At 45.5% G+C, this 21,104-nt stretch carries 9 protein-coding genes; all 9 read left to right on the forward strand.

Going from position 1 to position 21,104, the window contains the following annotated elements; translation table 11 throughout:
- Positions 1-45: 45 nt before the first annotated feature.
- The 9 genes from DW036_RS05930 (at position 46) to DW036_RS05970 (ending at position 21,101) form a co-directional block, all read left to right on the forward strand.
- The gene (locus tag DW036_RS05930; RefSeq protein ID WP_118463100.1) at positions 46-4,314 is read left to right on the forward strand and encodes a two-component regulator propeller domain-containing protein; all 4,269 of its coding nucleotides are present in this window, start codon (positions 46-48) and stop codon (positions 4,312-4,314) included.
- Positions 4,315-5,378: 1,064 nt separating this feature from the next.
- A complete protein-coding gene (locus DW036_RS05935; protein ID WP_118462114.1) occupies positions 5,379-7,238 on the forward strand; it encodes a hypothetical protein in 1,860 nt (619 codons plus the stop codon).
- 73 nt (positions 7,239-7,311) lie between these two features.
- The gene (locus DW036_RS05940; protein WP_118463103.1) at positions 7,312-10,383 is read left to right on the forward strand and encodes a TonB-dependent receptor; all 3,072 of its coding nucleotides are present in this window, start codon (positions 7,312-7,314) and stop codon (positions 10,381-10,383) included.
- Between the two features lie 6 nt (positions 10,384-10,389).
- Positions 10,390-12,144: a RagB/SusD family nutrient uptake outer membrane protein gene (locus tag DW036_RS05945; protein WP_118462116.1), complete on the forward strand. Its 1,755-nt coding sequence runs from the start codon at positions 10,390-10,392 to the stop codon at positions 12,142-12,144.
- Positions 12,145-12,166: 22 nt separating this feature from the next.
- Entirely contained in the window at positions 12,167-15,376 is a 3,210-nt protein-coding gene (locus DW036_RS05950) for a TonB-dependent receptor (protein ID WP_118462118.1), read from the forward strand.
- A gap of 19 nt (positions 15,377-15,395) precedes the next feature.
- A complete protein-coding gene (locus DW036_RS05955) occupies positions 15,396-17,219 on the forward strand; it encodes a RagB/SusD family nutrient uptake outer membrane protein (protein ID WP_118463106.1) in 1,824 nt (607 codons plus the stop codon).
- An 18-nt stretch (positions 17,220-17,237) separates the two neighbouring features.
- Positions 17,238-17,663 carry a hypothetical protein gene (locus DW036_RS05960; RefSeq protein ID WP_118462120.1) on the forward strand — a complete coding sequence of 142 codons (426 nt, stop codon included), beginning with the start codon at positions 17,238-17,240 and terminating at the stop codon, positions 17,661-17,663.
- Positions 17,664-17,760: 97 nt separating this feature from the next.
- On the forward strand, positions 17,761-19,674 hold the full coding sequence (locus tag DW036_RS05965; RefSeq protein WP_118462122.1) for an arabinan endo-1,5-alpha-L-arabinosidase: 1,914 nt from the start codon (positions 17,761-17,763) through the stop codon (positions 19,672-19,674).
- A 287-nt stretch (positions 19,675-19,961) separates the two neighbouring features.
- Positions 19,962-21,101, forward strand: coding sequence for an aldose epimerase family protein (locus tag DW036_RS05970; RefSeq protein ID WP_118462124.1), 1,140 nt, complete (start codon positions 19,962-19,964; stop codon positions 21,099-21,101).
- Positions 21,102-21,104 lie beyond the last annotated feature (3 nt).

The following is a 21,104-nucleotide window of genomic DNA, read 5'->3' on the forward strand; positions in this document are numbered from 1 at the left end:
CTTCATGAATATTCTTCTAACTTTGCCTTTAATTATGCAAATAATATGAAAAGACACAGCCTGTTACACCTTATTATTATATATACCAGTTTTATTATACCCGGTATCTTGCAGGCGCAAGAACGTTTTACCGATCGGTATAATATCTCGTACATCACTATGGATGATGGACTTCCTTATAATTTTATCGACGATATTTATAAAGATACCCGGGGCTTTCTGTGGATATCTACTTCCGGAGGAGGACTCTCACGCTATGACGGTTACGAATTCATTCATTTCAACCCCAATACTCCCCATTGCAAACTCAAAAGCAATTTCATTCGGAATGTATACGAGGACAACTATCAGCGCCTTTGGATTGTGTCCGAAGGAGGCACGGACATTATTGATTTGTCGACCTTGCAATCCATCATCCCCAATGATCCCCAAGGGCTTCTGACAGATGTATTAAACCAGCCTGCCTATACCGTGATACTCGATTCACAGAATTGTATATGGCTGCAATGCGGCAACGCACTCCACCGGATAACCTTCAACACAAAGGGAGACGTAGAAACCTTATCTACATTGACGCTGCCAGAGCTAACCGAACCGGATCTTGTACTAAAAGATATCGATGAAGACGGGAAGATATGGACAGCAATAAACAGCACAATCTACAAGATCAGCCCGAACAATCAGGGGGGATTAGAGACAAATCATATATCCGAAAAACTCACCTTCACGCCCGACATCTACCTGAGAGACATGCTGGCAAAGGAGAATGAAGTATGGATAGGCACACACATAGGGCTTTATCGCTACAATAAAAACAACAATACGATAAAGATGTACGAGAACCTGCCCAATGACCCGAATTCCCTGTCACAAAACTATCTGACCAGCCTTGCCATCACCAATGACAAACAACTGATTGCAGGGACACTTCGCGGCGCAAACATCTACAATCCTATAACAGACAACTTTGAGCGCCTTACTCATAACTCAACCGGCAACAGCCAGCTGAACAGCAATTTCATCAATTGCATAAAGGTAGACGGGAAGCATATATGGATCGGCACTGAAAGCGGAGGCATCAACAAACTTACCCCCAAACGTTTATTCATACACAACTACATACATGATAAAGAAAACCCATCAAGTCTGTCCGATAATCCGGTAAATACCATTTACGAGGATAAAGAAGGCAATTTATGGGTAGGCACCGTAGAAGGGGGACTGAACCTGAAGAAACCGGATAAAGATCAGTTTGTGCATTACAGATGGGAACGTGGCGAAATAAGCCATAACTCCGTCAGCAGCCTCGAAACCGACAATCAGGGACGGCTATGGGTAGGTACCTGGGGCGGCGGAATCAATATCATGAACCCTAAAGCGCTGAACCGTCCGCAGCAAGTGATATTCACTCATCCGGAAACGGGATTTCCACTCTTTTTCATTGCAGTACTCATCTATGATTCTATCAATAATGGGATGTGGGTAGGTGCCAACCGGGGACTCTTTTTCTACGATATGGCAACCCAAAAGTTCATATCTCCTTTTGCCAACCATACAGCGGAAAACCTTCGCGACTGCCTGGGCGCCATCATCGATAAAGAAGATAAATTATGGATAGGCAGTACGGAAGGGGTATACATTGTAGACCTGCATTCCCGCTCCCCAAAATCAGAAAAGGGAGAGTTCCAATACCGGCATATCAACTATAAACTGGATAACCCGCAATCAAAACTGATAGAGAAAATCCGCTGCTTCTGCCAAACAAAAGACGGAACCCTCTGGTTGGGAAGCAATGGATATGGCATTTATAAAAGAAAAGTCGACGGACAAGGCAAAGAAGAGTTTATTCCCTACACTACCTCCGAGGGCTTAATCAACAACAACGTCCGGAGCATGCAGGAAGGCAGCGACGGCAACATCTGGATAGGAACCAACAATGGACTGTCCTGTTATCACCCGGCAGAGAACCGCTTCACCAATTACACTAAACAAGACGGACTGCCCGACGCCCAATTCTATTGGAATGCCTCATTTCATTCCTCAGACGGGACTCTCTATTTCGGCACTGTGGCAGGGCTTACTGCCATTGAAAGCAACTTCCCGTCTACTGTTATCCAACCGGCCAACGTCAAGTTTACCCGGTTGAGAATCGGAAACCAGAATATTCTTCCCGGAAATAAATACCTGTCCCAGGACATTGCCGTTACCCGGGAAATAGAGCTTCATGAGAAAGAGAAGTCTTTTTCACTGGAATTCTCAGCCCTGAATTTCGAACCGGACAATACAGCAACTTATAGCTACCGTCTGCTTGGTTTTGAAGATAAATGGATACAAGTACCCGGAAGCCGGCGTTTTGCCAGTTATACGAACCTGCGCCCGGGAACCTATACCCTGCAAGTGAAATATACTCCTGACGGAGGGGATGGAACGGAGAACATCACACAACTCAAAATCACCATCCTGCCCTACTTCTACAAAACCACCTGGTTTATATTACTACTTATCGGTGTGGCCTTGCTTGCCACCTGGCAGATCTACCAGTGGCGCATACGCAACTTCAAGCAACAAAGAGAATTGCTGCACCGCACCGTAGAAGAGCGTACCTACCAGCTGGAACAGCAAAAGCAACTGTTGGAAAACCAGACGGAAGAGCTCTCCAGACAGAACAGGACACTGATACAACAAAATGAGAAGATTACCCGGCAAAAAGCCCAGTTAAGCCGCATGGCACGCAAAGTGCAGGAACTGACACTGGATAAGATTGCCTTCTTTACGAATATCACACATGAGTTCCGCACACCGATCACCCTGATTATCGGTCCCATAGAGCGAGCCCTCAAGCTGAGTTATAATCCGCAGGTAATAGAGCAGTTGAACTTTGTGGAACGTAATTCCAAATACCTGCTGTCACTTGTCAATCAGTTGATGGACTTCCGGAAAGTAGAATCCGGGAAACTGGATATAGTCAAGTCCAAAGGTGATTTCATGAATTTCATGAATTCATTGCTTACGCCCTTCGAAGTTTTTGCGGGAGAACGGAATATTACAATAAAGCGCTATTTCCGCATGGAGAACCCCGAAATATACTATGATGAAGAAGCCATGCATAAGGTTATCACCAACTTGTTGAGCAATGCCATTAAGTTCACCCCCGACGGTGGAAAGATATCCATATACATAGCCACGCTGCCGGCCAAAGAAGACCAGGAAGCAGCCCTTTATCTCTGCGTCAGTGACAACGGAACAGGCATCCCGGAACAAGACGCAGCGCAGATATTCAATCGCTTCTACCAATCGAAAAAGCAAGTGAAGTATCCCGTATACGGACAGACCGGCACAGGTATCGGCTTGTATCTTTGCAAACGCATCGTGACGATGCACAACGGAAAGATAACGGTCCGCAACAACCATACATCCGGCAGTTCTTTCCGCATCCTGCTTCCGTTGTCGGAAGAAGAAGGCGTCAACAACAATATCATCCTTGAAAACAACATACAGCCGGCCCTATCATCAACAGCCGACAGCGAGTTACCGAAAGAAAAAGTAGCTCTGACCATTCTGGTCGTTGAAGACAATGCAGATATGAGAGGATATATCCGCTCCGTCCTCCGCGACTACTACAATGTGCTCGAAGCTGCCAATGGTGCGGAAGCTCTTGAAGTATTGAACAATCAACCGGTAGATTTCATTGTCAGCGACCTGATGATGCCAGTGATGGATGGCATTGAGCTGTCGCGGCGGGTGAAAGATACATTCACCAACTCACACATACCTTTCCTGATGCTAACCGCCAAAACATCTCCGGAAGCCCGGCTCGAAAGTTACCGCATAGGAGTGGACGAATATCTGCTTAAGCCTTTTGATGAGACTCTTTTATTAACCCGCATCGAGAACATACTGGAAAATCGGAAACGCTACCAACGGCAATTCAAAGCAAGCATGGATGTGGAAGCACTGAATATAGAGGAGGAATCGGGAGACAAGAAGTTCATCAACCAGGTGATGGCAGTCATCAAAGAGCATTATAAAAACCCCTACTTTGAGGTCAGCGACTTCAGCGAAGCTGTCGGGGTAAGTAAAAGTTTGCTGAACAAGAAACTTCAAAGCCTCATCGGACAGTCGGCCGGGCAATTTATCCGCAATTACAGGCTTAATACCGCCCGGGAACTGATTCTCAAAAACCGGGAAACAAAGCAGATGAATATTGCGGAAATAGCGTACGAGGTGGGGTTCAATGATCCCAAATACTTTGCCCGCTGCTTTAGCAAGCAGTTCAACATGAAACCCAGTGAACTGTTGAATAACGAAGAATAAGCCTTCATATACATAACGTATTATATCCGCATTAGAAGTGTTACATGTCCGATATATAGATGCTGCACGCTCATCCAAGTTAAGTAAATGAGTATAATTAGTTTATATAATGGGAGTATCTGTCATGCTGAGTCCTCATCGCTTTTTCAGAGTGATTCCCACTCAGGATGACAGAGAGTAACAGATAATATAAGCTAATTGCATGAGTACTTATACTAGAGAGTTCTTCGCGAATTTGCCAGCACTCCAGCACAGATGTACCTCAAACCCTTTATTGATCGGCATTTCACGGTGTGCTGGCAACCTGAAAATTAGTGCTGGCAAACAGTTTGCCAGCACTAATTTTGCAGCGAATGTTTACAATATTCAAACCTATCTAACTGATTGATAGCGAGTAGAGCAATAATTGCCAAATGGAGCTTTCCTGCACGAATCTATACGAAAAACGCATCATTTTAACTCTTTTTCACCCTTTTTGCGGGTGATTTCCCGCAGACCTCGCAAAAGTCTCCGCGCATACCGTCTTCTGTTCCAGCAGGCGACACCGACTGTTTCAATAGGTGAAACACTTTGTTTCATTGCTTGAAACACTTTGTTTCACACCGAGAAACACTCTGTTTCACACCGAGAAACACTTTGTTTCAACAGGCGAAACATTTTGTGTCACAGTTTTTTCAATTTCCTTACACTACGTGATTGATAGGATAAATATATCGTCGCCGTTGCAACTATAGCAAGCTGCATTTTCATATCATGCGAAAAAAGTAAGTATGCGATGCCGGCAAATAGCAAGTCATCTTAAACTTCCGGTCTATGCATTCAATCATTTGTATTAGCCTAAATAATTCATAAGGTTTTAAGGAGTTACGTACGAATATCTATATAAAAAGATCCCATATAAGTCAAATATTATAATAATTGTAGTTTCTACACTCAAATACTCGTTTGTCCACCTCTAAAATTCGTTTGTCCACCTCTGTAAGCATGTTTGAGCGTACTTTTGCATCACTACTTAACATCTGGGAAGTAGAATAACTAATTGTTAAACCAATAATATCTGTATTATGAAGAAGACAAAAAAGTGGCCGTCCCTCATCATGGCGGCATTTACAGTCCTTTCATTCGGAGCCTGCGAAGACTGGGGGCAAATGGACCCTCCGGCGGGAAGTGACGTTTTCCCGAAGTTGGAACAGGTATCCAAAATCGATTTCGAACCGGCAAAAAAAGAAGATGAAAAAGGATTCGACCCCACAACCTTTAACTATTACGCCTATGACGGAGGCGAAGTGGCAGTTGTAGAATCCGACAATGACCACGGGCAAGTATTACATCTCCCCAACGGTTATGCTCGTACTTTCAATCCACTGAACAGTTACAAAGTACAAAACGGAGTTTCCATCACATTCTGGGTTAAACAAGCTCTCCTGACAGACCCGGAAACCGAAGAAACTTTGGACCCTGACCTGACAGGCGCACTTATCTCTTTCCAGAGTTCGGACGGTGCACAACGGATGTTCATTACCGCCAACGGATGGCTGAAATATGAAGCCGTAGACGGAGAGTACGAAGCGACTAATCCCGAATCGGTAAAAACCGGTATGCTCAACCCGACAGATGAATGGCACTATGTAGCGATAAGTGTACGCAATGACGGTTACAGCATATTTGTGGACGGCAACCAACGCCTCAACGAGAAAGTACAACAATCTGATTTCGATTTCAGCAAGATCGTACAATTCATGGCAAGTGTACCTTATATATATATAGGATATGGTTCGGACACTGAAACCCAAGAAATGTGGATAGACGACATTACCATCTACCGTAACCAAATCACTGCAACACAACAAGCCATGCCTAGTTTGGGAGGCGAAGGAGCATTCGAATATCTTGTCGGAGATCCTATTATCACTGTAGGCGCAGAAGACAACTCTGCAGCTTGGTGGACAGCATTCTCCAACTATTTCAGGATGCCCGCCGACGGCAACATGAAGTTCAAATTCACCAACCACACCAGCGGCGCTAACAACTGGAACAACTGGTGTTTTTGCCTCTGCACCGATGCCGAACGGAATGGCAGTGACTATGCTGAATACTTCGTTATCCGTTCCGACCTTTACGGATGGGGCGACAGCTATGGCTCAGGTACATGGACCAGCGAAGGCTACGGTGACTGGGACGCTTACCGTGCTGACATGAAAGGCGCAGAAGTGACTGTGACCGTCCAACGCAACGGAGCAACGGTGACTGTAGAGGCAGTGGCCAAAGGCATCAACGGCAACGTCTACAAAGAAGCTTTCACCACCACTTGCGGTGACGGCACACAAGTAGTCCGAGCCTTCTTTATAATGGATGGTTCACATATCGTATTCGACACCGAAGAAACCACAGCATTGACCACAGTGCCACTGACAAAGACTACTATCGGTGCCGAAGACTGTTCGGCTGCCTGGTGGACGGAATTCTCAGACTATTTCCAGATCCCCGTTGGACAGAATTTGCGTCTCGAATTCGAGAACCACACCAGTGGCGCTGGCAACTGGAATAACTGGAATATCTGCCTCTGCACCGATGCCGAACGGGGTGAAAGTGACTATGCCGAATACTTCGTCCTCCGTTCTGACCTTTACGGATGGGGTGACAGTTATGCCTCGGGCACATTGACCAGCGAGGGCTACGGCGACTGGGATGTTTTCCGTACCGACATGGAAGGAGCCACAGTAGTCATTGACATCCAGCGTAACAGTGCTACGGTGACAACCACTGCAATAGCTACCGCCAAGAATGGCAACGTGTATAAAGAAGCTTTTGTGACAGATTGCGGTGACGGAAGCCAGACAGTACGGGCATTCCTTATCGTAGATGGAGCTCATCTCAAGATGGATAAATCCAACTGCTATCTGTACACTCCGTTATTCAAGTAATAACCTCTATAAACAAGAATATATTATGGACAACAAAAAAATCACAATATCAGCAGCCCCGCGCTTGGCGGGTATGTTGCTGGCATTCGCCTTCCTGCTGACCGGACAAATGCTCTTTGCACAATCCAAGCAAGTGACAGGCGTAGTGAAAGATGCCACCGGAGAAACTGTCATCGGTGCCAGTGTACTTGAAAAAGGTACTACCAATAATGGTACTATTACAGACTTTGACGGTAATTTCAAATTAACAGTCAGCAATCCTAATGCCACGCTACTGATTTCGTTCGTTGGTTATCAGACACAAGAAATCAGCCTGAATGGGAAAAGCTCTATTGTAGTCACTTTGAAGGAAGACTCTGAGATGCTGGAAGAAGTAGTGGTAGTAGGTTATGGTGCACAGAAAAAGGAGAGCGTAGTGGGTGCCATCTCACAAGTATCTTCCAAAGAACTGCTCCAATCACCTGCCGCCAACGTATCCCAGGCCATAGCCGGTAAAATTTCAGGTGTTATTACCTCACAGACTTCCGGCGCTCCCGGTTCGGACGATACACAAATCTATATCCGTGGCCGCGCCACATTTGCCGGCGATGCGCAACCGCTTGTCCTGGTAGACGGTGTGGAGCGTGAATTCTCGCAGATTGCTCCGGATGACATTGAAACAATCTCTGTATTGAAAGATGCTTCGGCAACAGCCGTTTATGGTGTACGTGGTGCAAATGGTGTAATGTTGATTACCACCAAACGTGGTAGAGAGCAAAAGCCTGAAGTAAGTCTGACCGCCAACTGGCAGATTCAAAGTCCGACACGCACAGATACTTACCTGAACTCTTACCAGTCAGTGAGTTTGCTGGAAGAAGCCCTCGCTAACGACGGCCTTCCTTCACAGTTCTCTGCCAGTGACCTGGAAATGTATCGCAAGTCATGCGCCGGTGAACTGAGCGGTTTGGATGCCATGCTCTACCCCAATGTGAACTGGTATGACGAAGTATTGAAAAGTTCTTCTCCGGCACAACGCTACAACGTTAGCGTGCGGGGTGGTACAAAACGTATGCGCTACTATGCTTCCGGTGAACTATACGACCAGAAAGGTCTGATTAAGAATCTGAGCAACGACAAGTATGGCAACTCTTCAAGTCCCAGCTTCCGTCGTTATGCATTCCGCGCCAATATGGACTTGTTCTTGACGAAAGACCTGACTTTCTCTGTCAACTTCGGTACCCGTTTCGAAGAGCGTAAAGGCTCCAATACTACCGAAAGTGCTAATTATAGCCAGATATTTTATGAAATGAATCATACTCCCGGATGGCTCTTCCCCGTATCTACAGTAGTACAAAACGGTGAAAAACAAGAAACAATCTATGGAGGTAGCTCACAGTATCAGAACAACATCGTAGCGTCTCTGACGAAAGGCGGTTATTACAAAGCCACCAATACCATCAACGAAACCAACTTCATCCTCGATTACAAGATGGATTGGCTGACTGAAGGATTAAGCGTAAAGGGTATGGCCTCATTCGACTACGACTCTTACGACAAGACTCTATACGGAGCTAGTTTCGCTACTTATGAGCTGAACAACCGTGATGATTTCGGAAACATCGATGCTTACAACCGCTTCAATACTGATGGCGAAATGGCCGGCAGCAAAGACTCTTACACGATTTATAAGCTCTATATGGAAGCTCAAATCAACTATGCCCGTAAGTTCGGCAAACACGATGTGACAGCCATGATGCTCTACAACCAGAATGATTATCGCTACAGAGCCGATTTGGCTAAGCGCTACCAAGGTTTGGTAGGCCGTGCCACATACGGATATGACGATCGTTATCTGGCCGAGGTAAACTTTGGCTACAACGGTTCGGAGAACTTTATGAAAGGTAAACGTTTCGGTTTCTTCCCCGCTTTCTCTTTAGGTTGGCGTATCAGCAATGAATCTTTTATGGAGAGTACTAAAGACTGGTTGAACAACCTGAAACTTCGTGCCTCGTACGGTGAGGTTGGTAATGACGTATACACCGTAAATGGAGTGGCCCAACGCTTCCTCTATGAGGAAAAATGGAGCCAGATCAGTAATGATTATATGTTCGGTACCAGCGGTCAGTCCGGCATCTACGAAACACAATATCCTAACTATGCCGTTACTTGGGAACGTGCCCATAAGTACAATGTCGGTTTAGAATTCGGGTTATGGAACGGATTACTGAATGGTAACATCGACATTTTCTACGAAAGCCGTAACAATATCCTGACCAATTACCTGACACGTCCGGAATGGGTAGGTGTAACGATGGCAGCCGGTAATTTGGGTGAAACCGTCAATAGTGGTTTTGAAATTGAGTTGAAACATAACAACCGTATCGGCAAGGACTTTCAATACAATGTCGGCCTGACTTTCTCTCATGCAAAGAATGAAATTAAGAACATGGATGAACCGGCACTGAAAACAGATTATCGCAAACGCGAAGGTCATCCTATCGGTCAGTATTACGGATTGGTAAGTGACGGATTCGTGACTGCCGCTGATTTGGCAGATCCTAATTTCCCGACATCGACCTTTGGTAATGTACAGGTAGGTGACTTGAAATACCGTGATATGAACAATGATGGTTTTATTGACGAACGAGACGAAACATTCATCGGTTATAGCGATGTGCCTGAAAACACCTATGCACTTACTTTAGGATGCAATTACAAGGGTATTGGTTTCAGTGTAATGTTCCAAGGCGTCGATCATGTAAGCCGCTATTACGATGCAGAAGCTATGTATGCTTTCGTCAGTGGCGGTAAGGTGAAAGAACACCATCTGGACCGTTGGAATCCAGCTAAGTCGGAATCCGAGAACTTGGCAAGTGCCAAGTACCCATTGCTCCACTACGACAGTTACGGTGACCACAATCAGCGCCAGAACTCCTTCTTCCTGAAGAACGGTGCTTTCATACGTCTGAAGAACATCGAGTTGAGCTATACCTTACCTACCAAATGGGTGGAAAAAGTAGGTATGAGTGACTGCCGCCTCTATGTAAACGGCAACAACCTCATTACTTGGGATCATCTGGACGACCTCTGTGACCCGGAAAGCAACGGTTCCAACCGCTATCCAATTATGAAGACTGTGAACTTTGGTGTAAACATTAAATTCTGATAGAAAATGAAAAAGACATTATTATATGGCATTTTTGCCCTGAGCATCGCTTCCGCCACACTAACTTCCTGCGAAGATATGTTTGGAGGCTTTCTCGACAAACAACCCAGTAATGAGTTGACGGGCGAAGAAGTGTTCAGCGACTGGAACCTGATGCTACAGTTCCATTACGACACTTACAACTTCCTGCGTCACGGCGCCTGCCGCATCAACAATTCTTGGTTGGATGCAGCTACCGACCTGGCCGAAACCAGTTACGCAACCGGTGGTGTACGCACTACATTCAATATAGGCAACTACTACGGTAGTGGCGGTTCAGCCGAACTAAGTGGCACTTGGGAACACTACTATCGCGGTATCCGTAAATGCAACATGATACTTACGCGCATAGAAAGTGTACCAAAAAATCCGGACTTAACAGAAGCTACTTATCTTGAGCACAAGTCTTACGTCATCTCCGAAGCCCGTTTCTTACGTGCCTGGTTCTATTGGGAACTCTTCTTGCGCTACGGACCGATTCCCGTTGTAACGGAAGTTCTCGATCCTAACGGTGATTTACTGAGTAACTATACCACCCGCCCAAGCCTGAAGGAATACGTTGTAGACTTCGTTCTGAAAGAACTGAACGAATGCGAAAGCGGTCTGATGGTCTATTCCGAAGCATCCAAATCCACTTACGCCGGACGCATCGGTCAACCCATGGCACGTGCGCTATATAGCCGTATCATGCTCTATATGGCAAGCCCACGCTACAGCAGCGAATCAGGTATCACCTGGCAACAGGCAGCCAATGCAGCAAAAGGTTTCATTGATACTTATGGCAGTGACTACTCACTGATGCAAGGTACGGATTCAAGAACCGCACTAACCAATGCCTGGTTACTGACCCCATATACAGAGTCCAACAAGGAAATGATCTTCTATCGCAACGATGGAACTATTGCATGGGGCGGCATCTCGAATGATACTCCGGTAGGTGAAGGCGGTAACGGTGGTCTCTGCCCATCGCAGAATCTGGTGGATATGTATGACATGATTGACGGCAGTTCACCTTTCCAAGAGTACGACGAAACCGGAGCTCCGGTTTATAATGGTGTTAACCCAAGCATTAATTCGGCAAGCGGTTACAGCGATGCCAATATGTGGGCCAACCGTGACGGACGTTTGGCAGCATCCGTTCTTTACAATGGTGTATCTTGGGGAAGCGGTGTAATCAATGTAGTTAAAGGACAGCGCGATAATCCTGTAGGTAACGCCAATGCCACTCCAACCGGATATTATGTTCGCAAATATATTCCGGAAACCATATTGAGCGCAAACCACAGTGGTAATTCGCGCCGCCTCTGGACCATCATTCGTTATGCGGAAATTCTGTTGAATTATGCCGAAGCGCTGAACGAAGTACAAGGTCCCTGCCAGGAAGTATATGATCAGCTCGACCTGATCCGCCATCGTGCAGGTATCACAGGAGATGTTGCTGATCGTACAGACTTGAACAGCAAAGAAAAGATGCGCAACTTCATCCGCAAGGAACGTACTGTTGAATTGGCCTTCGAAGAGCATCGCGCTTGGGATGTACGCCGCTGGAATGTGGCTGAAGAAGCTTTGGGACGTGACATCATCGGCATCGATGTAGCCTCCAATGGAACCATCACGCGCAAAGTAGCTCAGAAACGCGTATTCCAAAAGAAGATGTACCTCTATCCTATTCCTGAAGGGGAATACTGGAAGACAGGAATTGAAAACAATCCAGAATGGTAATCCTTAAATCAAATATAGAAGTATGTATAATTTGAATCATATTATAAAGAAATTGACCGGAGCAGGCAAAGCCCTGCTACTGGGAACTTTACTCCTTGCTACAAGCACTGTCTGGGCACAAAATGCGCAGACACTGAAAGGACGCATTGTAGATGCTGAAGGTAATCCTATTGCCGGGGCTGTGGTAAACGTTGCCGAAGAAAGCCGTATTGTCCTCTCCGATGAGAACGGTTACTTCAGTTTGAAGAATGTAAAAGCATCCGATGAGATATGCATCAGCAGCGTAGGATTTAAAAGTGCACAAGTGCCGGCGGACTTCAATGAAGGCTTCAAAATAGAACTGGAATCAGATATTGATGAATACCTGCACACCACTCCTGTGGCATTCGGGCGCAAAGCTAAAAAACTCGTCACCGAATCAACCTCTGTGGTGACCGGTGAAGAATTGCAAAAACACCCTATCACCGTACTACAGAATGCATTCACATCTACCGTTACCGGTATGGAAACCTACGAATGGTCCAGTGAACCGGGGTGGACGGAAACGGCCATGTACATCCGCGGTATTCGCACAATGAACAGCGGTGCCCGTGCTCCACTGGTTATTGTAGACAATATGGAACGTGACCTCTCTTTCCTCGATGCATTCCCTATCGAAAACATCACGATTCTGAAAGACGCTGCCGCAACAGCCATCTATGGTATGCGCGGTGCAAACGGTGCAATCCTGGTAACTACCAAACGCGGTAGTGCAGGAAAGACGAACATTGACTTCACTCAGGAAGTAGGTTTCCAAATGTTGAGCAACAAGATGGAAAATCAGAATTCTTACAACATGGCTCTGACACGTAACCGGGTGAAATACCTGGATGGACAAGATCCTATGTACACTGATGAACAGATTGAAATGTACCGTCGTGTATCTAATGGAGAAACACTTGAAGGAATTGACCAGTATAGATACTTCAATACCAGCTGGGCCGATGAGCTCTATCGCGAAACGGCTCCCATGTACAAGACCAACCTGCAAATCAGCGGTGGCAATGAGCGTGCCCGCTATTATGTATCATTCTCTTACCTCCGCCAGGAAGGTATGTGGAACGAGAAGTGGACTAACTATAACAAAAATTACAATACAGGTCATACGCTGAACCGTTGGAACTTGCGCTCAAACATTGATATTGACGTAACCAAATACCTCAATGTATCTCTTGACCTGGGTGGTCGTATCGACAACATTACCCAACCTACGGAAAGTGTGTTCAATTTGGCTACATTCGGAGTTGTTGAAGCCAACCCTATGGAACCGGTATATACACCGAATGGACAGATTTACGCATCCAGTACCGCCAATAATGCCGGCCGTTACCTTGCCGCTTCCGGTCAGGAAAAGAATCGCCGTCGTAATCTATACTCTACGCTGAATGTCAACGGTGATTTAAGCTCTATACTGAAAGGTTTGAAAGTGAATGCAACAATCAGTTTCGACTCTTACGAAACCTTCGAATCCACTCAGAGGAATAGTGTCAACTCGTATAACTATGATTATATGAATATGGATGTAACTGACCCCTCACAGTTCAAATATACGCAGTACACCACCTATTCCGCATTGAGTGATCCGACCCCCAATCAACGTGAATTCTATTATAACCTGAATCTGATGGGAGGTTTAGGCTACAGCAACAAATTCGGTCAGCACACGGTTGAAGCCCGCGCTTTCGCACGTGCTTACCGTAACCAACCAAACGGATATGTATCTTCCAACCGTTATCTTTCATACAACGGACAAGTGACTTATGATTATGCCAACCGTTATATCTTCTCCGGGAACATATCACGTATGGCTTGCGATAACTTCAGAGAAGACGAGCGTTGGGGTACCTTCTACGGCGCATCCGCCGGTTGGGTAGCTTCCGAAGAGCCTTGGTTGAAAAATAAGAATATCAGCCTCTTGAAACTTCGCGCTTCTTATGGTCGTGCCGGACAATCTACCACTGGTGGGGGACGTTATGCTTATCAAAACACGTATGGTTCCGCCACCGGTTACGGTTTCGGTTATTCAGGCTCTTACGTCAATGGATTTGCGGAAACCATGGCCGGTAATGCCAATAACAAATGGGAAATTTCGGACATGCTGAATATTGGATTGGATTTCGATTTCTGGAATAAGAAGCTCTATGGTTCAGTAGATGCTTTCAAAGAATGGCGCTCTAACATTCTGGTTACTCGTACCAGTGTACCTTCTCTTTTGGGAATCTCTGTAGCACAAGACTCCTATGGAAAAGCAGAAACTAAAGGTTTTGAAGTAACACTCGGTCATCGTCACCATATCGGCGACTTCAATTACTACATTGAAGGTATGCTGACCTATAATACCAATAAAATCACCGAAATGGACGAAACAGAGCCCAATGTGGAGTGGCAACGCAAAACAGGTAATCGTATCTACGACTACACCTCTGTTGCCGGTTTATATGAAAGTTCATTCAACAATGGTGTCGGCGGCTGGAACCGCTACAAGTTCACTCAATGGGCCAGCGACGCCAACCTGATTGCAACCAGCCAGCAAGATGCTATCGACCATCCGGAGAAATATCCGTATAACGCAGCTTCCAATGGTGCGCAGAAACTGGGTACAGCCGTATTCAAGGACTTAAATGGCGACCGTCAGATCGACTCTAACGATATGATACCGGATACTTATACCATTATCCCCGAATTGATTCCTACTCTTAACTTCGGCTTCGAGTGGAAAGGTTTCGATGCACGCGCCGTATTCACCGCCTATCTGAACCGTGACGTATTCCTTTCTCCAGCTGTCGCATGGTCCGGATGGGGTAATCAAGGTACTCACGAAGTTGTAAAAACTTGGGGTTACTATACAGATGATCCGCTTGATTCTCGCAACGTACATGCAACCTATCCGCGTCCTACTTACGGTAGTTACAACGCCATTGACAGTGACCGAGATACGGGAACTTACCAAAACGACATTTGGATTGTAAACGGAAACTTCCTGTCACTGCGCAACGTTGAAGTAGGTTATTCGCTCCCCAAACGATTGATCGCAAAGGCCAATCTGACCAAATGCCGTCTCTACTTCAGCGGATACAACCTCTGCACATGGAGCAGCGTACCCGATGGTTGTGACCCGGAAAAGCCGATGAGCTACGTATGGTGGTATCCGAAAACCCGTACATTTACATTCGGCATAAACATTGGTTTCTAATCAGAAAAACAGAAAAGATATGAAAAAAATATTTAGATATATGGCAGCCGCATTGCTGGCTGTAAATTTCACCTCTTGTAGCGACTTCCTGGATAAAGAGGTAGACTTGACCTTGGATGCGGAACAAGTGTTCCAGAAATTCGAGAATACCCGCGGCTTTCTGGCAAATATATATACCTATCTTCCGGATGCGTTTGTAGGCTATACAGATGGCCAGTTTCGGGGTGCATCACGCGACTGTATGACTGATAATGCACTCTCTTTCTGGAGTGTGCATTACTATCACAGTGTGTTGACTGACGCTTATTCGGCAACCAAACATTCGTTTGCAGAAGACTTCTGGCCTAAAAATTTCAGAGGTATTCGTGCAGCCAACACATTCCTGAAGTATGCCCGTGAAAGTGTAGTGAAGAACACAGAAATGGATGGCGATGACAATCACTTGTACGACCGGTATATGGCCGAAGCTCGCCTGCTCCGCGCTATCTTCCACTTCGATCAGGCCTGCTGGTTTGGTGATATACCTATTATCGGTGAAGACGAGAACGGCGAACCTGTCATTTTCGAATATACCAATCCGGAACAGATGAACATGGCACGTACTGATTGCGCCGAAGCCTTGAAATGGATTGCCAACGAATGTGATAAAATAAAGGATGTACTGCCTTTCCGGTATGCACAAGAGGAACTGAACTGGGGACGTGTGAATGGCGCAGCAGCATACGCTCTGAAAGCAAGAGCCTTATTGTACAGAGCGTCGGCTTTACACAACCCGAACAACGACGCTTCCTGGTGGAGAGAAGCTGCAACAGCCGCTACGGACTTTATTACCAAAAACAAAACCCAGAGTAATCCGTACAAACTATATACTACGTCAAATAATGATCCGAATAAGAACTATTATGAATGCTTCATTTCTACGCCCCACTTGAACAACGAATATATTCTAAGCCGTTCGGAGTGGCAAACTCGTGAAATTGAACTGTTCCTGGCTCCCTGCGGATTCAGCGGAAGCGTAAACTCAACCGGACGTACAAATCCGACACAAAATCTGGTGGACAGTTATGAAACCAAAAATGGCCTGCCTATAAATCTGGATTCGTCTTACGACCCGCAGAATCCTTATGCCAACCGTGACCCACGTCTGGAACAAACCATTCTGCACCACGGTTCTATCTGGGGAGACTCGCAACAAGATGAAGAGCGCGAAGTGGACGTTACTTATGGTTCGGGTAAGGATTACCATGAATTGCATGGTGGAACCCTGACCGGGTACTACACAAAGAAATTCCTGAATAACATGTCATTCAAGAGCCCGACCACATACACACATGCCTGCCCCATCTTCCGCTACGCTGAAGTATTGCTGAATGCCGCCGAAGCTATCAATGAAGCAGAAGGCCCGGCAAATGCCTATCAGTATGTGAACGAAGTGCGCGCCCGTGTAGGTATGCCGCCATACAGCGGAATGAGCCAGTCGCAATTCCGCGAACGCATCCGCAACGAGCGCCGCATCGAGCTTTGCTTCGAAGACCACCGTTTCTTCGACGAACGCCGTTGGAAACTTTTTGAGGGCAAAACTGCCGCCAGCGAAAGGAATCAGCCATACTACCAACAGGTTTACAACATTTATGGAGTGTCTGTAACCCCTGCGCAAAGTACAGTATTCAATTACGGTCCTGCCGAAATGCACACATCCCGTGCCTTCAACAGCCCGAAGAACTACTACTTCCCGATACCGGATGCTGAAATCAAGAGATTGCCTAACCTGAAACAAAACTCCGGTTGGGAATTAGGTTCCACTTCCGGCAGTGGAAACGAGAGTGAAACACCTGCTGAATAATCTAAAAACTCTAAAATTATGAAACTTAATAAATGGTTAAACATACTAATGATGAGTTGCGCATTACTTACCGGCTTTACCGCCTGTGACGATGATGACGACAATTGCGGCACACTTTCTCTCGGCGCTCCTGCGCTGACAGAGATTGCCGCTCCCACCGCCATTGCAACCTCCGATGTTATAGTCAATCAGAAAGATTTGGATAAAGGCACTATCAGAGTCATGGCTTATGGATTCTGTTACAGTACTTCAAAGAACCCGACGACTTATAGCGCTACAGTGAAAACACTTCCCGAAAACGGAAAGATGCAAGCTACACTGACAGACCTTACTGACAACACCGTATATTATGTACGGGCGTTTGCCACCCTTTATCCCGATGGTGTAATATATTCGCCGGAAGTGGAAATGACAGTTGGAACAATAGAAACTCCTGCTGAATAAAACTATATTCATTACGGGTTACAAACCAAAAGCGCAGGCTTTTTATTGTAACCCGTAATTTACACTTTATACAACTAATACCAATACTGATTTACTTATGAAGCTCTACAAATGGACCTTATTACTGGCAAGCTATTTAGTTTTATCAGGAGCATGCAGCAGTGAAAGCAATGAGCCCGACACTGACGAAACAACGATCTCTATTTCAGCCCCTTCTGTATCAAATGTTACGGATGATAAAGCAACTGTTGTTGCGACTATCACGACAAATACCCCCTCCGCAATATTAAAGAAAGGTATTTGTTATGATACTCAATCTAATCCGACAATATCCAACCGGACTGTTGAAATGAGTAGTGCAGGTCTGTCACTCAATCTGACGTTATCGGAACTTGATCCCGAAACCAAATACTACGCCAGGGCGTTCGCCACCATAGCGAATGGAAACCCGGTTTATTCATCAGAAATCACATTCACTACAGCATCCCGCAGTGTTACTTCTGAATTGGACAAATATATAGCCCCTTCCTATTCTGACGATTATACCAATATTGCAGGCTGGAACAACAGAAATCAATGGAATTTAGCCAACGTGCATGACCCAAGTGTAGTATTAGCCGAAGATGGGTACTATTATATGTACCAGACAGATGCTTCGTATGGTAATGCACATGAAGCCGGCGGACATTTTCATTGCCGCCGTTCCAAAGATCTGGTAACCTGGGAATACATGGGAGGCACCATGAAAGCATTACCCAATTGGGTTATTCCTAAATTAAATGAAATACGTGCTAGCATGGGACTGAGTGACGTTCAGCCTGATACTAAAGACTTTGGTTATTGGGCACCTTGCGTCCGGAAAGTCAGAAACGGTCTTTACCGCATGTACTACTCCATCGTCTGCCCAGGCCTGCTCAACGGCGAAGGAACCTGGGGGGAACGTGCCTTTATCGGCATGATGGAAAATTCTGATCCTGCCAATAATGAAGGATGGGAAGATAAAGGATACGTCATTACCAATGCTTCGGATAAAGGATTAAATTATAACGTTCAGGCAAATGACTGGGCAAACTGTTACTATAAATGGAATGCAATCGACCCAAGTTATATTATCGACAAAGACGGTAAACACTATTTGGTTTACGGTTCATGGCATAGTGGTATCGCAGCATTGGAAGTAGATGCAACCACCGGAAAACCACTTAATGTATTGCCCAATCCCTGGGGAACGGAAGCCGATATAGCTTCTTACGGACAGTTACTCGTAACCCGCAAAATAGGAGATCGCTGGCAGGGATCTGAAGGACCGGAAATCATTTATAATCCAAACACCGGATATTACTATCTGTTCATGGCTTATGATGCTTTAGATGTACCTTATAATACACGTGTGTGTCGTTCCCAAAATATTCTGGGTCCTTACTTAGGCATTGACGGTACAGATCTTACCAGATTTGGCGGCGAAATGCTCCCCATCGTTACACATCCCTACAAATTCAGCAACAGCAATGGATGGGTAGGTATTTCTCACTGTGCTATTTTTGACGATGGAAATGGAAATTGGTACTATGCCTCACAAGGACGTTTACCTAAAGATGTACCAAGCATCAATAGCAGTAATGCCGTGATGATGGGACATGTACGCTCTATCAAATGGACGAGTACAGGATGGCCGGTAGTGATGCCGGAACGTTACGGCGCCGTACCTCTGGTACCCATTACAGAAAATGAGCTGGTTGGAAATTGGGAACATATAGATCTCTCCTACTCTTACGGAAAACAGAAAACATCCAATACAATGACACTTTCTGCCGATCATAAAGTAACCGATGGTTCCTGGAAAGGCGCAACATGGAGCTATGATACAGACAACCAACGTATCACATTCAGCAATGGAGTAGAAGTATGCCTGCAAAGAGAAGCAGATTGGGAAGCCAGTCCGAGAACTCACACAATTGTCTATGCAGGATATACCAACAGTAAAACATATTGGGGTAAAAAGAAAAAATGAGATAAGTTCCCATCCATATCCGAATCGTATCTGAGCCGTGTCTAGTCCGTATCTGCTCCGTATCTATACACTTGGACTTGGTAGGGAGTTGGTATGGAGTTGATACGGACTTGGTAGGAAGGGGGTGAATCTGAGCTCTAAAAACAGCCTCAAATTCCCAATCACTGAGTCTGTTTTTTTACTTTTATGTTACATAACATATACAGGTGTAGTTAATACACTCAAATAAAGTGTTACTTTTACACCCAAAATCGGATAATTATCTCATTTACATTAAAAATAGAACCATGAAAAACAGTTTTCTACTTGCAGGGATTGCCGCACTGATGTTATCTGCGTGCAATAACAAGCCAGCTCAGGAGTTGACTTTGTCCGGTCTGAATCCGGTGAATTTTCAAACAGAAGTGAACAATGCCAAAACGGATCTTTACACCTTAAAGAACAAGTCGGGCATGGAAGTGTGCATCACTAACTTCGGTGGTCGTATCGTTTCTATTATGGTTCCCGATAAAAACGGGAATATGCAGGACGTTGTTCTGGGTTTCGACAGCATTGCCGACTATGTAAACATCCCGAGTGACTTCGGCGCTTCTATCGGCCGTTATGCAAACCGCATCAATCAGGGAAGAATCGTATTAGACGGAGACACGATCCAATTACCACAAAACAACTTCGGACACTGCTTGCATGGTGGTCCTAAAGGCTGGCAATACCAAGTGTATGAAGCCAATCCGATTGATGAAACGACTCTGGAACTGACTCGTATCTCACCGAACGGTGACTCAAACTTCCCCGGCGATGTAACAGCCAAAGTTCTTTTCAAACTGACAGATGACAACGCTATAGATATAAAGTATAGCGCTACTACAGATAAGAAAACAGTCATCAACATGACTAACCACTCTTACTTCAACTTATCCGGTAATCCTTCAAAAGCTGCAACAGATCATATCTTATATGTAAATGCAGACAATTACACTCCGGTAGACAGTACTTTCATGACCACCGGAGAAATCGTAACAGTGAAAGATACTCCGATGGACTTTACTACTCCTAAAACAATAGGACAAGACATCACAAACTTCGACTTCGTTCAGTTGAAAAACGGAAATGGCTATGACCACAACTGGGTACTGAATACGAATGGAGACATTGCTCAATTAGCTGCAAAACTGACTTCACCTGAAAGCGGTATCACTCTGGAAGTATATACCAACGAACCAGGTATACAAGTTTATACCGGCAACTTCCTGGACGGAACTGTAACAGGCAAAAAAGGCATTACTTATAATCAACGTGCTTCCGTATGCCTGGAAACACAACACTATCCCGACAGTCCTAATAAGCCGGAATGGCCCAGCGTGGTATTGGAGCCGGGACAAACTTACAACAGCGAATGTATTTTCAAATTCTCAGTAGAGAAATAATAG

Source organism: Bacteroides sp. AF39-11AC (assembly GCF_003474285.1).
Lineage (GTDB): Bacteria > Bacteroidota > Bacteroidia > Bacteroidales > Bacteroidaceae > Bacteroides.